15 protein-coding genes are annotated in these 19572 nt (G+C 57.0%); 1 reads left to right on the top strand and 14 read right to left on the bottom strand.

Annotated features, from left to right (window positions below):
- Positions 1–7 precede the first annotated feature (7 nt).
- The 12 genes from M0Q23_04120 to M0Q23_04065 all read right to left on the bottom strand — a co-directional run bounded on the left by M0Q23_04120 (position 8) and on the right by M0Q23_04065 (position 12928).
- Positions 8–1132 carry a branched-chain amino acid ABC transporter substrate-binding protein gene (locus M0Q23_04120; GenBank protein MCK9527829.1) on the bottom strand — a complete coding sequence of 375 codons (1125 nt, stop codon included), beginning with the start codon at positions 1130–1132 and terminating at the stop codon, positions 8–10.
- A 192-nt stretch (positions 1133–1324) separates the two neighbouring features.
- Positions 1325–2833 (bottom strand): Rne/Rng family ribonuclease, encoded by a 1509-nt coding sequence (locus M0Q23_04115; protein MCK9527828.1) that lies wholly within the window; start codon positions 2831–2833, stop codon positions 1325–1327.
- 7 nt (positions 2834–2840) lie between these two features.
- On the bottom strand, positions 2841–5333 hold the full coding sequence (locus M0Q23_04110; GenBank protein ID MCK9527827.1) for a TIGR03960 family B12-binding radical SAM protein: 2493 nt from the start codon (positions 5331–5333) through the stop codon (positions 2841–2843).
- On the bottom strand, positions 5326–6264 hold the full coding sequence (mdh, locus tag M0Q23_04105; GenBank protein ID MCK9527826.1) for a malate dehydrogenase: 939 nt from the start codon (positions 6262–6264) through the stop codon (positions 5326–5328). Before mdh ends, M0Q23_04110 begins: the two co-directional genes overlap by 8 nt.
- 22 nt (positions 6265–6286) lie before the next feature.
- A complete protein-coding gene (locus tag M0Q23_04100; GenBank protein ID MCK9527825.1) occupies positions 6287–6670 on the bottom strand; it encodes a hypothetical protein in 384 nt (127 codons plus the stop codon).
- Between the two features lie 531 nt (positions 6671–7201).
- Positions 7202–8413 (bottom strand): SufD family Fe-S cluster assembly protein, encoded by a 1212-nt coding sequence (locus tag M0Q23_04095; GenBank protein ID MCK9527824.1) that lies wholly within the window; start codon positions 8411–8413, stop codon positions 7202–7204.
- On the bottom strand, positions 8401–9162 hold the full coding sequence (locus M0Q23_04090; protein MCK9527823.1) for an ABC transporter ATP-binding protein: 762 nt from the start codon (positions 9160–9162) through the stop codon (positions 8401–8403). The genes M0Q23_04095 and M0Q23_04090 overlap by 13 nt, the downstream gene beginning before the upstream one ends.
- 148 nt (positions 9163–9310) lie before the next feature.
- Positions 9311–9898, bottom strand: a complete 588-nt coding sequence (locus tag M0Q23_04085) for a hypothetical protein (protein ID MCK9527822.1) — start codon at positions 9896–9898, stop codon at positions 9311–9313.
- A gap of 212 nt (positions 9899–10110) precedes the next feature.
- Positions 10111–10998 (bottom strand): metal ABC transporter permease, encoded by an 888-nt coding sequence (locus M0Q23_04080; GenBank protein ID MCK9527821.1) that lies wholly within the window; start codon positions 10996–10998, stop codon positions 10111–10113.
- Complete coding sequence (locus tag M0Q23_04075) at positions 10964–11722, bottom strand: ABC transporter ATP-binding protein (GenBank protein ID MCK9527820.1); 759 nt, start codon at positions 11720–11722, stop codon at positions 10964–10966. Before M0Q23_04075 ends, M0Q23_04080 begins: the two co-directional genes overlap by 35 nt.
- Positions 11715–12653 carry a zinc ABC transporter substrate-binding protein gene (locus tag M0Q23_04070; protein ID MCK9527819.1) on the bottom strand — a complete coding sequence of 313 codons (939 nt, stop codon included), beginning with the start codon at positions 12651–12653 and terminating at the stop codon, positions 11715–11717. The genes M0Q23_04075 and M0Q23_04070 overlap by 8 nt, the downstream gene beginning before the upstream one ends.
- Positions 12654–12670: 17 nt before the next feature.
- Positions 12671–12928: a YgiT-type zinc finger protein gene (locus M0Q23_04065; GenBank protein MCK9527818.1), complete on the bottom strand. Its 258-nt coding sequence runs from the start codon at positions 12926–12928 to the stop codon at positions 12671–12673.
- Positions 12929–13197: 269 nt separating this feature from the next.
- On the opposite strand from M0Q23_04065, the gene M0Q23_04060 reads away from it, so the two are divergent.
- On the top strand, positions 13198–15465 hold the full coding sequence (locus M0Q23_04060; GenBank protein MCK9527817.1) for a dynamin family protein: 2268 nt from the start codon (positions 13198–13200) through the stop codon (positions 15463–15465).
- Between the two features lie 44 nt (positions 15466–15509).
- Here the strand turns inward: M0Q23_04060 and M0Q23_04055 are convergent, their stop codons facing one another.
- Positions 15510–17027 carry a DUF1846 domain-containing protein gene (locus M0Q23_04055; protein MCK9527816.1) on the bottom strand — a complete coding sequence of 506 codons (1518 nt, stop codon included), beginning with the start codon at positions 17025–17027 and terminating at the stop codon, positions 15510–15512.
- A 151-nt stretch (positions 17028–17178) separates the two neighbouring features.
- Positions 17179–19539 (bottom strand): primosomal protein N', encoded by a 2361-nt coding sequence (gene priA, locus M0Q23_04050; GenBank protein ID MCK9527815.1) that lies wholly within the window; start codon positions 19537–19539, stop codon positions 17179–17181.
- Between the last annotated feature and the right edge of the window lie 33 nt (positions 19540–19572).

Below are 19572 nucleotides of genomic sequence, written 5' to 3'. Positions count from 1 at the left end.
TACCTGCTTATTGCATGATAAACCTGCCCTCGCCGTCAACCCTGTATACGCGGTACAGTTCGCCGATTCGGTCTCCCTTGTCATCGAAGGCGATGGCTCCGGTCAGTCCCTGAAAATCCTCGAGACCCGTGCGGAGGAATTGGGCTATCTCTTCGGGATCGGTGGACCCGGAGCCTTCGATGGCGGCGATGATTACCTTGAAGGCGTCTCCCGCCAGAACCGCCCAGACCGATGCGGGATCATCCCGGTACTTTGCCCTGTAGGCTGCCATGAATGATGTTGCCTCTACCGAATCGAGATCCTGGGGAACGGGTGGGCTCAGGAACATGAATCCCTCGGCGGCTTCCTTGCCGGCGATGCTTACCAGATCGGGGTTGTTCGTGGCGTCGCCGCCGATGAAGGGGACATCCCAGCCCATGCTCTTTTTCTGGCGCAGAAGCAGTCCTGCTTCAGGGAAATATCCGGTGAAGAGGACCACATCGGGATTGCGGGACCGCAACTGTGAGAGAATGGTGCTGTAGTCACGTTCTCCCGATGTCAGGGCATCGAAAAGAACGATGTTCACGTTGTCGGCCTTGAGGAGCGCGGCGGCTTCGTCTGCAAGCCCACGGGCATAGGTGGTGTTGTCGTGAAGAATGGCGACCCGTTCGTAGCCGAGAGATTTCAAGGTGTCGGCCGCGACGAGACCCTGTTCGTCATCCCTGGGGGATGTGCGGAAAAAGTACCGGAGCCCCTTCTCGCTCAGGCGGATTGCCGTGGAACCCGTCGCAACCTGGACAATCTTGTTTTCGTCGTAGATATTCTGGGTGGCCTCTGTAATGGATGATCCGTACGTACCAATGACCGCCGCGATGTCCCGGGTGGAGAGACGCTGTGCCGCCAGGGCAGCCGTGCGCGGATCACCGCCGTCATCCTCGGCAATGATTTCGACCTTCCGGCCCAGGACGCCTCCGGCGCCGTTCAGTTCGTCAGCCAGCAGGTCGACGATCTGTTTCATGGCCCGGCCTTCACTGGCCCAGGAGCCGGTCAAGGGCGCCATTACGCCGATCCTGATCTGCGCTTCAGCCTGTCCGAAGAACAGGGGAACCGCCATCAAAACCGCCACCACAGATAACACAAATCGTTTTTTCATGTAACTGCCTCCTGTAATGGTTGTGAACTTCTCGTGGTACATGGGAATAACCGGATATCCGGCAGTCCGGTCGCCGACAGTGCAACTCGCAGCCTTATACGGCTGAAACGCCTTAAAATCAACTGTCTTCTGCGGGTATTTTACGACACTATCGCGAGCCGCTGTCGATGGCGCTCGCCGCCATGTCAGTGCTCACTGCATGGGTATGATTTCGTAGGTATCCTGGAACAGACGGTTGTCTGTCTGAAGAATGATTTTTTTGTTGTACCGCTGTTCCAGTCTGTCCAGGAGCTTCTTCCTGCCTTCCGTAAAAAGTCCCGCCACGTCGGGGTTGAGAAGAACGCAGATGGTCCCGCCGGCGCCGCGAACCGCCGCTCGTTTCAGTTCCCTGAGTATTTCATAGTAGATAGTTGTCTTTGACTTGATCACTCCCCGTCCTGAACAGTAGGGGCATGATTCGCACATGATCCGGGAGAGGCTGCGGCGTTGCCGTTGCCGTGTCATCTCTATAAGGCCCAGCTCGGAGATCTTCTGAATGCTCGTTCTACTTCGATCCCTTTCCAGTTCGGCCGCCAGGGCGCTGTAAACAAGTTCCCGGCTTCGTTCGTCTTCCATGTCGATGAAATCGATAATGATAATGCCCCCTATATTACGAACCCGGAGCTGGTGGGCTATCTGCCGTGCCGCTTCCAGGTTTGTTTTCAAAATCGTCTCCTCGAGGGTACGCTTGCCCACATAGCGTCCGGTATTGACATCGATGGAGCACAGGGCCTCCGTTTCTTCGATGACGATGAACCCGCCTGATTTGAGCCACACCTTCTTATCGAAGAGTTTCTCCACGTCTACCTCGATGCCGAAAAAATCGAAAATGGGCTCTTCGTCTTCGTAGAGTTCAAGGCGGCAGGAAAGAGCGGGCATGAACTCCTTCATGTATTCCTCGATTCTGTCATATTCGCTCTTTGAATCGATGATTATGCGATCCATGTCTTCGGTGTAGAAATCCCGTACGGCCCGAAGCACCATGTTCAGTTCCCTGTGTACCAGTCCGGGGACACCCACGAGGGAGCGTTTGTGCTGGATGGTTTCCCACAGCCTTACGAGATGGCGGATATCACGACGGATTTCATCGGCACCCCGGCCTTCGCTTACCGTTCTGGCGATAAAGCCGAAGTCCGGCGGGCGGGCCTCTTCGATGATCAGGCGAAGCCGCTCCCGTTCGGCCTCATCCTTGATTTTTCTCGATACGCCGACTTGGGAGGCGCCCGGCATGGCGACCAGATTTCTGCCGGCCAGAGATATGTAGGTTGTTACCCGGGCCCCTTTGGTTCCCAGGGGTTCCTTCGATGCCTGGACCAGGATTTCCTGCCCTTCGCGCAGGATGTTTTCAATGGACAACACCGGGCTCGAGCCGCCAAGGTCCTTCAGACCGTTTTCGTCCTCCTCGCCCGGCAGCAGGTATGTATCTTCCGGGTTCTCGATTGACGCGTCAGCCACATAGAGAAAGGCCGTCCTGTCGAGGCCGACGTCCACAAAAGCGGCCTGCATGCCCGGCAGAACCCGGGCGACCCGACCCACGTAAATATTGCCCGCGATAGAGTGTTCATCCCAGCGCTCCACGTAGAGATTGACCAGTCTTCTTGCGTCGAGGATGGCGATCCGGGCTTCACAATCGTTGCAGTTGAAAATCATTTCCTTCGTCATGGCCGATTCATCCGCCGATCAGTACGGTTTGTTTTTTCACGACCCGCACGAGGCGAGCCTGGCTGTCGCTCAGTCCGATGACATGGGTCAGGATTTCGATGGGTTTGACGCCGCCCTGCGGTGTGAAGCTGAATATGCCTCGAAGAGTCCCGGTCTCGTCATCATAGACAAGGGTCTGTACGAAGGGGCGAATGTCCCGCTCCCTGGTGCGCTGACCGCTGCTTCGAACAATGACGTGCCGGTCCGCATTGAGGAATCGTCCTATGGCCCGCAATACCGCGGACTTTTTCAGGCCCGTTCGCTCTCCATCGAGATGCATTTCATAGACGAACCCCGCGATCAGTCCCGATAGGGTTTGGTCGGAACCGGTTATGTCCTCCAGGGCCAGGAGCGTCAATCCCGCGGGCAGTGACCGGTTGATGCCCTCCATCAGACGCCCGCGGTTCCAGTGGGGGGGGGTGAACACTCGTATTTCCGCGTATTCATCTTCACTTTCAACTCCCAGGGGCGTGGCGCAGGGGAAGGAAATTTTCGGGTGGGGGTGAAACCCCCGGGAGTATTCAAACCTGATACCGCTTCGTTTAATCGACCTGATGAGAGCCGATGCCGTGTCCAGGTGGGACAGGAACCTCGCCTTGTCTCCTTTTCTGTAGCGCATTCTCAAGTGCCTGTGTCTCCAGACTTCCTCCCGGGGGGTCTTCGGGGTGCCGTGGTCTCGTGACGGGAGGGGATCTTCCAGGGCCATGCGCAGTTCGATGCCTTCGACACAGACCCCGCAATTGGTGCAGCCTGCGGTCCGGCAGTCTTCCGTTGCCTCACCGGTTCTGGATTTTTCGAGCTCCCGGAGAAGAAACTCTTTTTCCACGCCGCAGTCGATGTGGTCCCAGGGAAGGGCAGAAGCGGGATCGGTCCCGGCCAGGTATAGTTCGGGATCGATTCCGGTATCCTTCAGTGCCCGGTCCCAGAGTTCAAAACGGAACCGGTCACTCCAGCCGTCAAAACGGGCACCCAGTCTGTAGGCCCCTTCAATGACATCAGCCACTCTTCCGTCGCCTCGCGCTATGATGCCCTCGAGAAAGCTCATTCGCCGGTCATGCCACTTGAGCTTCAGGTTGCCTCGGCGAAGGATGTCCTTGAAGTATTCCTGGCGTTCCTCCGTTTCACGAATACTGATTTGGCGTTCCCATTGAAAGGGGGTGTGGGGTTTGGGAACAAAGGTGGACAGGCCCACCGTTACCTGGTGTCCCTTGCCCTCAACCCGCAGAACCTTGTTGACCAGCTCCGCGATGCCCTGGAGGTCTTCCAGCTGTTCCGTGGGAAGACCGATCATGAAATAGAGCTTCAGAGACTTCCAGCCTGCCCTGAAGACGCTTCGTGCCGTTTCGAGAAGATTCTCCTCGCTGTTACCCTTGTTGATAACCTGCCGGAGCCTCCGGGTTCCCGCCTCGGGGGCCAGGGTAAAACTGGTTTTGCGAACCCGTCGGATCTGTTCGATCAATGAATCCGCAAGGGTTTCAGTACGCAGAGAGGGCAGGGCGAGTGCCACGCGCTGTTCGATGTTGCGGTCCATGAGTTCCGTCAGAAGCGGGGCAATGCGGGAATAATCTCCCGCACTCAACGCGAGAAGCGAGATCTCGTCATAGCCGGTGGCGGAGAGAATCCTTTCAGCGGATCCGATGATTGTTTCAAGGTTTCGCTCCCGCAGGGGACGCCACACCATCCCGGCCTGGCAGAACCGGCATCCGCGGGTACATCCTCGGGCGATCTCGAGGGTTATCCTGTCGTGAATGGTTTTGATCAATGGTACGACCGGTTTTTCGGGCAGAAAAGCCGCATCCAGGTCAGCCACCACCCGCTTGCGAATCCGGTGGCCCGTTCCATGAACGGAGGGAACATAGAGCCCCTCGATCCCGGCAAGTTTTTCCAGGACGGTTCGGCGGGGCAGTCCTCTTTTTTTCCCCCTTTCCACGGTTTCGGCGATGTCGATTACCATCTCTTCGCCCTCGCCCAGGGCAAAGGCATCGAAAAAGGGCTCCATGGACGCGGGGTTGAAAACACAGGGTCCTCCCGCGATTACCAGGGGATGGTCTTCACGGCGGTTGACGGCTCGAAGGGGCACCCGTCCCAGGTCGAGCATGGAAAGGACGTTGGTCAGGGAAAGTTCGTACTGAAGAGAAAACCCTATGATATCAAAATGATGGAGGGGCGTTGCCGATTCAAGAGATGAAAGTGCCATTCTGCGCGATGCCATGAGAGAGGCCATGTCGGGCCAGGGCGCATAGACCCGTTCAGCCGTCCAGTCCCTGCGGCGGTTCAGGATTCCATAGAGAATCTGGAGTCCCTGATGGGACATACCCACTTCGTAGACATCGGGAAAGGCCAGAGCGAAGGACAGAGAAGCGGTTTTCCCCGCCGTGTTCGCAGCGTTGGTTTCTCCCCCCGTATAGCGGGCAGGTTTCTGCACAAGGGGAAGTATGGACTCGATTTCATGATCAGTCATGGGGCCCCCGTATCAGTCGATCAACCATGTTACGGGTGATACGGGCGGCTTCTCTCAAGGCCTGGAGGTCCGGTTCGTCAAGAGGAATTTCCAGGATTCTTTCTATCCCCGCCGCTCCCAGCAGGACCGGAACGCCGATGTGAATATGCTCGATACCGTACTGGCCTTCCAGGAGTGCTGAAGCCGAGACCATCCGTTTACTGTCCTTCAAGATCGCTTCCACCATCAGGACCGTTGATGCCGAGGGCGCGTGCCAGGCACTGCCGCTCTCGAGGAGATCCACGATTTCGGCTCCTCCCCGCCGCACGCGCGCGACGATGTCGGCGTATTCCCCGGGAGACAGGAACATACGTACCGGCAGGCCCTTAACCGTTGTGTAGCGTTCCACGGGAACCATTGCTTCTCCGTGGCTGCCCAGAACCAGTGCTTCTATGTCACGGGGGGAAACGCCGAGTTTGCGGGAGAGGAAATAGCTGAACCGCGCTTCATCCAGGGTTCCTCCCATACCGAAAACCCGCTGAGGCGGAAATCCCGAGACTGTCCAGGCCAGGTGGGCCATCACGTCAAGGGGGTTTGTGACTACAATGACAACGGCCCCGGCGGCATGGTGCCGGACGTTATCCATGACCGAGCGTGTAATGGCGGCGTTTTTTTTCGCCAGGTCTTCCCTGGTCATTCCCGGCATCCGGGGGAGTCCCGCCGTGACGACGACGATTGACGCACCGCTTATTTCCGAAAAATCATTTGTTCCGATGACCTGCCCCTCAAATCCTGCGACAGAGGCAGCCTGGGACATATCCAGAGCCTTCCCTTGGGGTATTCCCTCGACGATATCGACGAGAACGACATGGGCCAGGTTTTTTTCGATGATGCGCTGACTCACCATGGTTCCCACGAATCCGGCTCCAATGACGGCTACCTTTTGCTTCATGGACATGTCCTTTCCTGAATGTTCAGCGCCTTATCGAACGATAGCGATGAGGCCGTTTTCGAATGTCTGCCAGCTTCGCCCGGACGAAGCGGGCCGGAAAGTCGGGTCGTTCAAGATAGGGAAGGGAATCCTCCATGAAATCATCAAGCAGTTCGGCAAAAACAGATTCCCGGTTTTCTTTTTTCACAAAGGTCCGTTCTTTTTTTATGATAAAGGAGATGTGGGATCCGAAGATTTTCTTCACGAGTCGATACTCGTCATCGTTATCGAAAAAGCCTTCTCGTACTTCCACCGGCAGGACCAGTTCCACTTCAACCTTCGTCGTGTCGGGCGCGATCGGCCGTGACCGGTCCCGAACCTGGAGAACCAGGCCGTTGGCAAGTTCGATTTCTTCAACCACGCTCATATGCCCGTACCCGTTGTAAGTGATATTGCCCGGTTTTAATGGGCGTCGACTGTGCTGTATATACCACAGGAATCCCTGTGGGCAAGTCCATTGTTCATTCGCGGCATCGTTCCCTTTGACGGCGATGAAACCCGCCATATATGAACACTGACGGTTTCGCAAGGCGTACCTCACAGTACGCCTCATCCCTCAGGATGTGTGCACCGTGCCTCAAGGAACTTTGTACAAAGCCGTCCTCTATCGGACATTTTTCGACATTTTGCGAGGACGTCGACATTCTCTGGAGGGAGGGGTGACAGCCATGGGTAAGCCCGTGGCCATACGTGACGGATGTGTCTGACGGAAATCCCGCCGTTACCGCCCGGGGTGCCATCGAAACCGGCCGCAGGGCTACCGCGGTGCGCAGGGTGTTCAAGGATACGAACATCGGGAGACCGTGCGGATTCAGAGAGAAAACGGGATTCCGGTCGATCGATTTTCACCGGGCCCCGCACAAGGTAACTGAGCCGGACGTCATGAGGGGAGCGAGCCTCAGAGAAGATCCTTCTGACTGAGTTCAACGGCGCGGTCGATTTCCTCTTTCAGAGGTGCCGGCAGGCCGGGGATGTCCACATTGAGAAAGCCCCTGACTATGGTTGCCGTCGCTTCGTCTTCCGTCAGCCCCCGGGACATCAGATACAGGATCTCTTCCTGGGCGATCTTTCCCACGGCGGCTTCGTGTGACATGTCCACGCCGTCAACGAGTCCCGTCAGCTCCGGAATGGCGTGAATCATTCCCTGGTTGAGAATCATTCCCCGGCATTCGAGGTGCCCGCGCACACCCGGGACCTCGCCGACCAGGTCGCCGCGAGCCGTGATCTTGCCGCCGTTGGTGATGGCCCGGGACAATATTTCCGCCCGGGCATCCTCAGCCTTGAGCAGCATTCTTCCTCCCACGTCGAGTTCGCTGCCGGGGCTTCCGACGAGAAGGCTGTAGAATCGGGCCACGGCACCCTTGCCGACCAGCGACGTAGTGGGGTACATCTGCAGGGACTTGACGGGTTTCATGCATATGTAGTTATTGAGAAACAGTCCACCTTCCTCGACGATGCCTGCTGAGCGGGGCCTGACGGCCACGTCCTCCGCCCAGTGGTGAATCATGGTGAAGCTCAGGGTGGCATTTTTCCTGACGTAAAATTCCGAGATGCCCACGTGCAGCCCCCGGGAAATATGCGATGCCGTTGCGCAGCCCGTTATGATATGCAGTTCCGAGCCTTCTTCGGCGATGATGATATTGTGGACGTTCTGGCTGAACCCTTCGGTTTCAAGATACATGCAGGCCTGGGCGGGCCAGGTCACCCGGGCGCCGGGAAGAGCCCTGATGAGATAGCCGTTGTGAAGATCCAGGCGGGCCCGGGCGGTATACTTGTCCGCGTCAACGGCAACCAGGTTGAAGTAATAGTCCTGGAGCCACTCCATGTTCTCCAGGGCTTTCCGTATGGGTACGATTTCAAGGCCGTCCTGGTTGGAGATTGAATAGAGTGAGGTTCCGTCTTTCTGAAAGTATGATCCTGAACGCTCTCCCGGCCGGGTATCGATGCCCGCCAGGATCAAACGCCGCTTGTCGGCTTCGGAGAGCTCGGCAATATCGGAGATCGGTACATGAGGGGGCGAGTCGATGGTAAACGCGTCAAGATCGACATCAGGTCCCAGTGCTGCCTTTTTCTCCCGCGCTGAAAGGGCTTTTTCGTCTAAATCACGCATCCGCATCGCACGCACTCCTCGTAACCGACCCTTCTGATCTGGTTGAATATTTCAATGGGGTTGCTCCTGCAGGCGAGGATTCCGTCATAGAGAACCTGTCCCTGGTCCGCCGTTACGTAGTCCAGGATAAAGCCCGTGTGAGTTATGATCAGGCCCATGCGTGACCGGCCCTCTTTCATTTCCTTGACGGTTTTGCCCATCACCGGCAGGTGATCACGCTGCAGAAGCTCGCTGACCGTGTTCCCGATGAGAGCGATGTTTTCCAGGTCAACACCCGATTCCGGTTCGTCGAAGAGTACAAGATCCGGTTTCTGTGCCATGAGCTGTAACAATTCCGATCGCTTGATCTCCCCTCCGGAAAATCCGACATTGATGTCTCTGTCGAGAAATTCCGTGAAATTGAGCCGGGCGGCCAGGGCGTCCACATCGGCTCCGTTGTTCCCGCAGATGGTAACGATATTCCGGGTGGTGAGTCCCTTGATACTGGGCGGTCTCTGGTAGGACATGCCTATGCCCATACGGGCCCGCTCATGGATTGACCGGTGGGTGATGTCCTCACCTTTGAAATATATTCTGCCCGCCGCTACCTTATACTGAGGGTAACCCATGATGGTCATGAGGAGCGAGGTTTTCCCCGAGCCATTGGGACCGAAAAGAATGTGTGTTTCCCCCGGGTGAATTTCGAGATTGATATGCCTGAGCAGTTCCCTGTCGCCCAGGGTGACCTTGAGATCTTCTAACACCAGCATGATACGCTCCTGTACATTCCTCCCCCGTCTGTCTCACTCAGGCGTCCATATCCCGGAACACACCGACGGCCTCCGTGGGGTCGCGCCGTGTCTCTTCAGGTGCCGCCCGAAAGTGATTCCGAGGTATCATGTACTTTTTCCGGGTGGTTCATCGGGGTCGTTCATCCTTGATTTTGCCCAGCTTTTTCCCCATCCAGTCCTTGATTCTATCCATCGTGCCAGGTCTTCGCACCTGCAGTTCCGTTCCGGCTGACCGGTCGGACAGCATGCTTGTGGCGGTTACTGTGTAGATTCCTTCGGGCAGTGGTGGTTCCGTGATAACAATATACTGTTTGTAGCTGCCGTCCTTGGCGTAGGTCCCGCTTATCGTCGCTCGCAGCATACCGGTGATCTTGCCGAGAGCCCCCGCCGTGGTCCGGAAGGTACCATCATCCAGGACGGGTGCGTCGGCGACGGCAAATTCAGGGATTTCATTCCCCGAGAGGGTTACGAAGACTGAATCACCCGGCTCGAAACCCGATCCCTGGAATTCGATTGTCGTGTCCATGAGCTTTGCCACGCCCAGGCGGACCGAGGCGGGATTTACGATGACCTGGGGATCCGGAGTGTAGGGGTCGAGCGTCTGTATATCCCGTGATGTCGTTCCACAACCCGTGAGGATGAGAATTCCTGCCAGGAGAACGAGACCTGCCGGGACCAGCGCCGTGAGGGAACTCTTTCTGTACCTTCGAGTCATGCTGCATTCCTCCTTTGTGAAAAGTCTGCGACGGTTTAAAAACAGGATAATGATCATTAACGGAAAAAAGTGGCGTAAAAAGCCCCCCCGTCTTTTTCGAACGATCCTTCCCGTAATGCCGCGGGTACGCGGGATAATCAGCGACCCGTGAGGCTGATTGAAACACGGCGCCGGCTGTTTGTCAATGACGAACCATGAGTCCTTTTCAGCGGTCAGCGGGTTTTCCCGAAACGCGGAGGAGGCAAGACCCCGGTAAGAACAAGGACACAAAAATAAATGCCTCCGGCAATGATGATCGTGGTTGCGCCTGCCGGAAGATCGGCGCTGTAGCTTATAACCAGGCCGCCGGTGGTGAAGCAGGCCGTCAGGATACCCGACAGGATCATGAGGCTTCCCAGCCGTCGGACGGCGTTCCCCGCTATGGCAACCGGAATGGTCAGGAGGGCTATCACCATGACTATGCCGACCACCGTCACGAGAAGAACCACCGTAAGTGCCGTCATGCAGAGCAGGAGAAGATAGTAGCGTTCCACCGGAACGCCCTGTAGTCGGGCGAATTCCTCATCGAAGCAGACAGCGAGGAACGTCCTGTAAAACACCAGGGTCAGAGCAACGATCACCAGGTCGAGCATGGCTATCAGCCGGAGGTCATTGGCGGAAACCATGAGGATGTTTCCGAAAAGATAACTCATGAGATCCTGGTCATATCCCGGTGTTTTAAATATGAAAAGAATTCCCGCCGACATTCCGATGGCCCACATGGCTCCGATGACAGTGTCTTCCCGCTCCCGCGCATAGAGACTTACGGCCCCGATGATGACAGCCGCCGCGACGGCCGCGGCGATGGCACCGTACAGGGGATTGAACCAGTGCCACCCGTGAACGACCTGGGCGTACCGGGCTGCGCCGAGTCCGCCGAGAACGGAATGGGCGATGCTTCCGGCGATGTAGGTTATGCGGCGGGTAACCACGTAACTTCCAATGATTCCACAGGCGACGCTGGCCAGGAGGCCCGTCAGAAGGGCATGCTGGAGGAAGCGATAGTCTGCGAGGTCGGTAAAGAATTCAAACACGGCAGCCTCGTTCAGAGCTTGTTTCATCGTGGCGGATCATGCGCACGTCGGCGCCGTAGATTTCACTGATGATTTCTCCCGTTATCTCGCTGGTTGGATGAACGACGACACGGCGATTGACGCAGGCGACGGTTTTTACATAATGAGATACGAAACCGACGTCGTGGCTTACAACGACGATGGTCATGACCCTGTTGAGTTCGTCGAGCATGTCGAACAGTGCCTGTTCGGCAACGATGTCGACGCTTGACGTCGGTTCATCGAGAATAAGCAGTTCCGGATTCTTCACCAGGGCCCGGGCGATAAGTACACGCTGGCGCTGGCCCCCCGACAGCTCTGAGAAGGGGCTGTCTTGAAGAGACTCCACGCCCAGCTTGCCGAGGGCCTCCACAATCCGGTCCCGGCTGCTTCTCTGGGAAAAGCCGAGGGACCGGTGCGTACCCAGCAGTCCCATGGATACCACGTCCGTCACGGTGACAGGGAACCGGGGATCCAGGGACGGCGCCTGGGGCATGTACCCGATAGCATGGCGGATGGTAAGCGGAGACCGGCCGAAGACCCTGACGGTTCCTTCCCGGGGGACAAGAAGTCCCAGTATAAGCTTGATGAGCGTTGTCTTTCCTCCGCCGTTGGGGCCGACGATGGAGACAAAATCCCCTTTCTCGATGCTGAGAGTCACCTTCTCAAGAACAGGAACTCCGTTGTAGTCGAAAAAGACATTGCTGATTTCAATGGCGGGATGACTATTCATGTTCTTTTTCCGTGCCTGCGTCTCTGTCGTTTTCGATGCCCCCTGAGGGCGAACGGGGCATGAGGCCCCGCCTGATTATCTGCGCGCTGCGTTCAAGGTTTTCAAGATAATCCTCGGCGAGAGGGTCAAGGGGAACCACGGAGGCCCCGATTTCCCGGGACAAGGTTTCGGCATAGCCCGCGGCGAACCGGGATTGAATGAAAATGACACGGACTCCGTCCTTCGCGGCTTGTTGAATCAATGCGGCCAACTGTCGGGGACCGGGTTCCTTGCCGTCGCTTTCTATGGCAATCTGCCTGAGCCCGTAGGAATCGGCAAAATAGCCGAAAGCCGGGTGATAAACATACATGGCCTCGCCTTCCAGGGGAGCGAGGAGCCGTGAAATGGTTGCGTCAACGCGACTCAGGTCTTCGAGAAATTCGCCAAGATTTGCTCTGAACAGATCTTCATGGGCCGGCCTGGCTTTTACCAGGGCGTCACAGATGGCAGCCGCCTGGATCTTGACCCGTTTCGGGTCAAGCCAGACATGAGGGTCGACATCGCGATCGGAGTGGTCGTGGCCGTCGGCATCGAAGTAAAGCAGGGGGACCCCCTTTCGCGTGTCCACCACCGCCAGATCCGGGAACAGAGGCCCGATTTTTTCAACCAGTTGCCGTTCGAAGGTTACACCTGTACGAAAATAAATCTCCGCCCTGCCGAGGGCGGCCATCTGCTTTGGTGTCGGTTCATAGGTATGGGGAGAGTGGCCCGGGCTGACGAGAGTGCTGACGTTTACCACGGGTTTCCCGATGCGTTCAACGAAACAGACCTGGGGAGGAATACTGACGAACACCTCCAGCCTGTCCGTCCTTGCCTCGGAGGAGCTCCCCAGAACGAATCCGCAGAGAAGAAATAGTATGGATATGAGCCGGTTAAACCCGATCGAACACACTGTAGCCTGTCCTTTCTTCAGTGTTCACGGGAACAGACCAGATAGTTCTCGTTGCAGTGGCTGCACACTTCAACCGAATGTCCGCCGGAAAAAGTTTCCCAGTGGCTGTATTGGCTGGGCGTGAGCATTCCGTTACCACCGCAGAGAGGGCACACACTTCCGAAGGCCTGAACGAGGGCCTTTCGAATGAACTCGGATCGATTGGGAACGTTCCTGAGCAATCTCATCAGGTCTTCATCCACCTTGAAAGTTATGATGCCTTCTTTTTTTTTCATGGACATGTCCTGCCGACAATTTTTTCGAAGATGTACTACAATGTAATACCTCTGTCAACCCCCTGCCGTCCCACCGATCCTCCCGCTGATAACCGGGTCTTTCTCCGGTGGTGCCGGTACTTGCATCCCTCCGGCGGGACCGGAGAACCTTTTTTCTTTACATGGAACAGTATTTTTCCTACACTTCCAACAATTTTGGGTCCGGTCCGTACCTGTCGAACCGGTTTTTTATTCGGTACCGGCCAAGGACTTTCACAAAGGAACACACCATGATTTCTCCCGATATCAGCAAGAAGGATGTATCAGGCGTTACCGAAGATGTGCTGTCATTCCTCGGGCAGGCCCGTTCCATCCCCGGTCTTTCCTCCGGCCCGCTCCGGGAGTGGGAGCAGATCGTCAAGTCCCTGGCGGAACAGCTCGACGATCAGCTTATTCGGGTGGCCGTGGTGGGAGCCATAAAGTCGGGGAAAAGCACCTTTATAAACGCTCTCGTTGGCCGGGACTATCTCAAGAGAGGGGCGGGGGTCATGACCTCCATCATAACGAGGGTTCGAAAAAGCCCCCGCCTGGAAGCGGTCCTGGACATGAAAAGCTGGGATGAGATCAATGACGAAATAAACAAGGCATTGATTCTCTTTCCCGCTTCCAGCGAAAAGACCCGCACTGCACCCTTTGACATCAGGAACGACCGGGAGCGAAACGAACTTGACCAGGACCTGGCCTCTCTCGACAGGACGCAGGTTTTGGGAACGGAGGCCATGGATTCGAAAATCGCCCTGCTCAGGTCCTATGTGAAGGGCTACGACAGGGTCCGGCACATGCTTGCCGAGGAATCGACGGTTCAAAGATTCGAAGGTGAGACCCGATTTGCCCGGCACCGGAATTTTGCGGGAGAAGACTCGTTGGCTGTCTATCTCAAAGACCTCCTTCTCAAGGTTCCCGTCGGCGGATTTCTTGACGACTACACGGAAATAGGGGACTGCCAGGGAGTTGATTCCATCAACCCGCGCCACCTGGCGATGATACAGGAGTATCTGCTCAGGACCAATCTCATCATATACGTGATCAGCAGCAGAACAGGCGTGCGCCGCGCGGACATCAGCTTTCTGTCCCTCATAAGGGAGATGGGGTTTTCCGACACCCTCCTCTTTGTGCTGAATTCCGATTTCACCGAACACACCGACCTGGAGGACCTGGAAAACGTCGCGGGGCGCGTGAAAGAAGAGCTTTCCATCATCGTGGAAGAGCCGGATGTGTTCGTGTTTTCGGCTCTCTTTACTCTTTTCAGAGCCATCGAGCCCGGTCTTCCGGAGAAGGAGGTCCTCCGTCTGGAACAATGGAAAAGGGACGTGGAGATGGCGGCGTTCTCCGACAGGGAACAGGACCGCTTTCTCTCGGTTCTTGAAACCAGGCTTCAGCGGGACCGGGTTTTCTACCTCCTGAAAAACCACATCGATCGCCTGTCCACGGCGGCGGAAAACCTTCGCGAATGGAGCGCTTTTAACAGAAAGGTTCTTTCCGGGGACCTGGATGAAGCCCGGAGGGCCGTTGAATCCCTTCGGGAGACGCATCGCAGGCTCGAGGAACAGAAGGTTGTCATCAAGGACTCCCTTGACGGCCGGTCTGTCAGGATCAAAGCCGTCATCGACGATGACGTGGAGCGGCTCCTGGACCCGCGATTCGGCGAACTTTCACTGGATATGCGGGATTTTTTGGACCGCTACACGGTGGACCTGCGCGGCAGGGTCAAGAACATGCCCGAAGAAGGCTTTTCAGCGCACCTCTATTCCCTCTTTCAAGCGCACCTCTACTCCCTCTTTCAGGAGTTCCGGGAATCCCTCGAACGGTACATCGTGGAAAAAATCAATCCCCGGCTGGTGTCTTTCATCCGGGAGGAGGAAAAAAAGATCGAGGGTATCTTCGATTCCGTCATAGGTCTTCACGATGAGCTGGTGAAGGAGGCCTGTGACCAGCGCGCGGCAATACTCGGGCAGTTCGGCATCAGTTCGGAGGGGGGAGGAGGCCGCTCAATGGCGATAACGCCGGCGGGCATAAAGAAATCAGCCCATCCGGCTATGCCGTCTTTTCTGACCGCTCTCCACTTCGGCGCCGACATGCGGGCCGGTGCTATCGTCAGGTTCGGTGTGTACAGGGGGATCAGGGCCATCAGGAAAATCTTCAGGAGGCAGGGCGGGGAGAGTGTGAACCAGGACGTACTTTCAGCCCTCGGCGACGCCCTGAACCGGATCAAGAAAGAGACCGGTTCGTCTCTTGCCTTCACCATCGGTGATTACAAGGAACGGCTCAAGTTCCACCACCTCTTCCTGTTTACCGATACCATGGCCGGGGAAATCTACGACACGATTGTCGACCGGTTCAGGGTGTTTTCAGTCGACATGTCGGAACTGGCGTCTCTCGCGGAGCAGAATCAGGATCTCAAGGACAGAACCGTCAGGATGGTGGTCGACCTTGAGACACAGGCAGATCGAGCCCTGGAACGCATCCGGCGGATCGAAGAAATGCTGCGGACTGGCTGAAGACATGCCGGGGGAAACCGTCCCTGCCTGTCTCGCGTTACGGTTTACGGCACGAAGAGGTTCGTAGTCGAAAAGTTCGGATCGCTGGTGAGATTGACTCCCAGCCGCCTCAGGCCCGCGTCATCACCCGGTGTGGGTATGTGGGTTATGTGAACCTCACAACCCTCGAGTTCCTTCAGCCTGTCCAGGGCGAGTTGAGCCGCCGAGTTTGCCGAGGCCCCGATACTCAGTGCGATGAGCACTTCATTCACGTCGAGACTCACCGATTCTTCCTTGAGAACCTGCGTCTTGAGTTTCCTGACGGAATCGGTGATCGCCGGGGTCAGCAGTTTGATTTTCGGTGGTATTTCGGCGAGATGTTTGATGGCGTGCAACACCAGGCTCGAGGCGGCATGGAGCAGGGGTGAGTTGTTGCCCGTTACGATTGTTCCGTCCCGCAGTTCCATGGATGCTCCGCAGAAGATGCCCTTGTTGCCCTTGTTCATGTCACGGGCCTGGTTCGCCGCATTCCGGGCGGGTACGACAACCCTCCGGTACTCCGGATGAATGCCGAAAGCATTCATGAACAGCTCGACCCGCTGTACGGTGTCCTTTTCGAGAAACCCCATGACATATTCGCACCGGTAACGGAAGTAACGCCGTACCAGTTCCTGCTTGGCCGCCTCGATGGTGAGGTCCATATCGGTGATGGCAAAGCCGACCCGGTTTACTCCCATGTCCGTGGGAGACCGGTAAAAGGATTGACCACCGGTGATTTTTTCCAGGATCCGCTTGAGTACGGGAAACACATCGACGTCCCGGTTGTAATTGACGGCCTTCATCTCGTAGGCGTCAAGATGGAAGGGATCGATGAGATTGAAATCCTTCAGGTCGGCTGTCGCCGCTTCGTAGGCGACGTTGACGGCATGCTTGAGAGGCAGATTCCAGACAGGGAATGTTTCAAATTTCGCGTATCCCGATTGGATGCCCCGCCGGTAGTCGTGGTAGAGCTGGGAAAGGCAGGTCGCCAGCTTTCCGCTCCCGGGACCGGGGCCGGTGACGATGACCAGGGGTTTCGTAGTCTCTATGTAGCTGTTTGCTCCATAGCCCCGGTCACTGACTATAAGATCGATGTCCGTTGGGTATCCAGCCGTGTGCCGGTGTGTGTAAACCCGGATGCCCCGTCGTTCGAGCTTGTTCTTGAAAACCACGGCGGCTGGCTGATGGTCGAAGCGGGTTATGACAACGCCCAGAATGTCAAGTCCCCAGGACCGTATGGTATCTATCAGCTTGAGCGTGTCCGAGTCGTAGGTAATGCCGAAATCGGCACGGATTTTCTTGCGTTCTATATCGCCCGCGTAGATGCACAGCAGGATGTCCGCCTTGTCTTTCAGCTGCTGGAGCAGCCTCATCTTCACGTTGGGGTCATATCCGGGCAGAACGCGGGCCGCGTGAAAATCATAGAGAAGCTTGCCGCCGAATTCGAGATAGAGCTTGTTGTTGAAGCGTTCAACCCGCTTCAGGATTTCTGCCTGCTGCTCACTGATGTACTTCTCGTTGTCAAATCCCGTTCTGTCCTTCATGCTGTTCCCCGCGTTCTTTCAGTGGTGAGAGTCCCCCGGTTTGCGTGTCCTGTGCCGGGGACGGTCGGATTATACGGGGCAACGTGTTGAAAAGCAACCATTTCGACAGGGCCGGCCCGGAACCGTCGCGGACGGTTTTTTTTGAAGGACATCACATGAAGTTCAGTGGATCAACATCGCATTTTATATCCGATGCCGCCCGCCCGGCCTCCTCGAGGAGGGCCAGTGCCAGATCGCGAAGCATGGTGCCGTCTGTTCCTTTCAGCAGAAGGTGTCGCCTGTAGATTCCCCGGATACGGGAATGAAGCGGTTCCGCCGGACCGAGAAGCGAGAGTCCTCCCTTTCCCCCCAGGGCGTCAATACGGGTCCGGGCGGACGCGGCCAGGGCTCCGGCCAGCTCTGCCGCCCGTTCTTCCCTTTTCGACACGACGCGCAGGTTTACCAGGCGTGAGAAGGGAGGAAAGCGCAGATCGCGCCGCGTGGCGAGTTCGTCATCGTAGAACCCCCGGTAATCATGGCTTCGAGCTCTGACGAGGGCCGCGTTTCCGGGGTTCAGTGTCTGGATCAGAACCAGGCCCGGAGATTCTCCCCGTCCTCCCCGACCGGACACCTGGACCAGGAGCTGGAAGGTTCTTTCGGCGGCCCTGAAATCGGGAATGTTCAGAGAACTGTCGGCGGACACGACACCCACCAGGGTGACATGGGGGAAATCGTGACCCTTGGCGATCATCTGGGTGCCGATCAGTATGTCTATTTCCCGGCGGTCAAGAGCCGAAAGGACGCGTTCATAGACTCCCCGGCCGGAAGCGATATCGCTGTCGAGCCTGGCGATTCGTGCCTGCGGTACCAGGGATGCCACTTCCTGGTACAGCTTTTCCGTTCCCGCCCCGAAGCTGTGGATCCGGGTACCCCGGCAGTTCGGGCACAATGGAGGCGCTTTCACGGCGTAGTCGCAGTAATGACACTTGAGTCTGTTGAGATTCATGTGGTGGGTCATGGTAACGGAGCAGTTGCGACAGGTGAAGACGTGGCCGCAGTCAAGACAGAAGAGGAAGGTGGCGAATCCCCTACGGTTGAGTAGGAGCATCGACTGTTTTCCCGCTGACAGGGTGTCTTCCAAGGCCTTCAACAACGGTTTCGATATCAGGAGATCCTTCCCCCGTCTGACGTCGGGTTCCCTCATGTCGACGATCTGTATCTCGGGGAGACTCCGGTTTTCCACCCTTCTGGGAAGTTCCAGGTAGCGGAAACCCTTGTGCAGGGTGTTGTGATAGGTCTGAATGTCCGGCGTTGCCGAACCCAGAACGACGACGGCTGAACTCATGCCGGCTCTCACGATCGCCAGGTCCCTCGCGTTGTAGGGCATGCGATCGTCCTGTTTGTATGACGTGTCGTGCTCCTCGTCGACGACGATGAGGCGCAGGTTCTTCATGGGAACGAAAACAGCCGACCGGGTACCCAGGAGAATCCTCGCGTCGCCCCGTCTTACCAGGCGCCACTGGTCATACCGTTCTCCATCGGACAGACCGCTGTGGAATACCGCGAGCAGGCCGCTATCGAAACGTTCCCGGACCCGATTGAGCAGTTGGCCCGTGAGACCGATTTCCGGAACCATGAGAAGAGCGCTGCCTCCCGATTCGAGTGCCTTCGCGATGGCTCGCAGGTATATCTCCGTTTTGCCGCTCCCTGTAACTCCGTGGAGCAGAAAGGGAACGTAACTTCCTCCGTCCATGGCGCCGGTAATTGACCCCAGCGCCGCTTCCTGGTCGTCGTTCAGGATGATCTCCTTTGATGATGAACAATACAGCGGGGGAGGGTCGGGGATGCGCCAGGTTTCCCGTTCTTCCCGGACCAGGAGCCCCTTCTTTTCGAGGGCCCGCACCGTGTCGGCGGCCCGGCCGAAGCGGGTCGCGAGGAAGGAGAGGCTGCAGTCCCGCCGCTCCTGGACCAGATTCATGATGGAGCGCTGCCTGTCTGTGAGCTTCACATTCTGCGGCGGATCGGTCACGGGGCGAAGGATGGTTTCGATCTTCTTGCTCGTTCTCGGAACAGACAACCGATCTTCGATGGTGATACATCCCAGACCGGCGAGATCATTCAGGTTCCGGTCCAGTGAAGACCCTTTCATGACTCTCTTCAGGGACCGGATTGCCCTGCCCCGGGGGAATGTCCGCAGCAGGGCCAGGAGAGTCTGCTGTTCGTCCGTCAGAAGGTCCTCACGGGAAGCGGTTTCTTTGGGCACAACGGTGACCCAGCGTTGGCTTTTGACGTCGATTCCGGGAGGCAGCATGCCGCCGAGTGCTTTGCCCAGCGGCCGGAGGTAATACCGGGAAGCCCAGATGTAAAATGAGAGGTCTTTTTCTTCGAAAAGGGGTTCGCTGTCGAGAATGTCCAGGATGTCCCTGAGGTTTTCCCGGGGGGCCTGATCCAGGACTTCAACAATGTATCCCGTGAGCCGGCGGCTTCCGAAAGGTACGAGAACCCGCTTCCCCAGCGAAACCGGAAGCGTCATGTTCTTCGGAACTGAGTAGGTGAATATTCCGCC

The sequence above is a fragment of the Syntrophales bacterium genome (assembly GCA_023228425.1).
GTDB lineage: Bacteria > Desulfobacterota > Syntrophia > Syntrophales > UBA2210 > MLS-D.
Note: the sequence above shows the minus strand (reverse complement) of the source record. Positions and strands in the feature narration are given on the sequence as shown.

What these genes read in the sequence shown, in the direction of transcription:
- M0Q23_04120 (MCK9527829.1), bottom strand. Translation starts at nt 1,132, where the DNA reads ATGAAAAAACGATTTGTGTTATCTGTGGTGGCGGTTTTGATGGCGGTT.
- M0Q23_04115 (MCK9527828.1), bottom strand. Translation starts at nt 2,833, where the DNA reads ATGACGAAGGAAATGATTTTCAACTGCAACGATTGTGAAGCCCGGATC.
- M0Q23_04110 (MCK9527827.1), bottom strand. Translation starts at nt 5,333, where the DNA reads ATGACTGATCATGAAATCGAGTCCATACTTCCCCTTGTGCAGAAACCT.
- mdh (MCK9527826.1), bottom strand. Translation starts at nt 6,264, where the DNA reads ATGAAGCAAAAGGTAGCCGTCATTGGAGCCGGATTCGTGGGAACCATG.
- M0Q23_04100 (MCK9527825.1), bottom strand. Translation starts at nt 6,670, where the DNA reads ATGAGCGTGGTTGAAGAAATCGAACTTGCCAACGGCCTGGTTCTCCAG.
- M0Q23_04095 (MCK9527824.1), bottom strand. Translation starts at nt 8,413, where the DNA reads ATGCGTGATTTAGACGAAAAAGCCCTTTCAGCGCGGGAGAAAAAGGCA.
- M0Q23_04090 (MCK9527823.1), bottom strand. Translation starts at nt 9,162, where the DNA reads ATGCTGGTGTTAGAAGATCTCAAGGTCACCCTGGGCGACAGGGAACTG.
- M0Q23_04085 (MCK9527822.1), bottom strand. Translation starts at nt 9,898, where the DNA reads ATGACTCGAAGGTACAGAAAGAGTTCCCTCACGGCGCTGGTCCCGGCA.
- M0Q23_04080 (MCK9527821.1), bottom strand. Translation starts at nt 10,998, where the DNA reads ATGAAACAAGCTCTGAACGAGGCTGCCGTGTTTGAATTCTTTACCGAC.
- M0Q23_04075 (MCK9527820.1), bottom strand. Translation starts at nt 11,722, where the DNA reads ATGAATAGTCATCCCGCCATTGAAATCAGCAATGTCTTTTTCGACTAC.
- M0Q23_04065 (MCK9527818.1), bottom strand. Translation starts at nt 12,928, where the DNA reads ATGAAAAAAAAAGAAGGCATCATAACTTTCAAGGTGGATGAAGACCTG.
- M0Q23_04060 (MCK9527817.1), top strand. Translation starts at nt 13,198, where the DNA reads ATGATTTCTCCCGATATCAGCAAGAAGGATGTATCAGGCGTTACCGAA.
- M0Q23_04055 (MCK9527816.1), bottom strand. Translation starts at nt 17,027, where the DNA reads ATGAAGGACAGAACGGGATTTGACAACGAGAAGTACATCAGTGAGCAG.
- priA (MCK9527815.1), bottom strand. Translation starts at nt 19,539, where the DNA reads ATGACGCTTCCGGTTTCGCTGGGGAAGCGGGTTCTCGTACCTTTCGGA.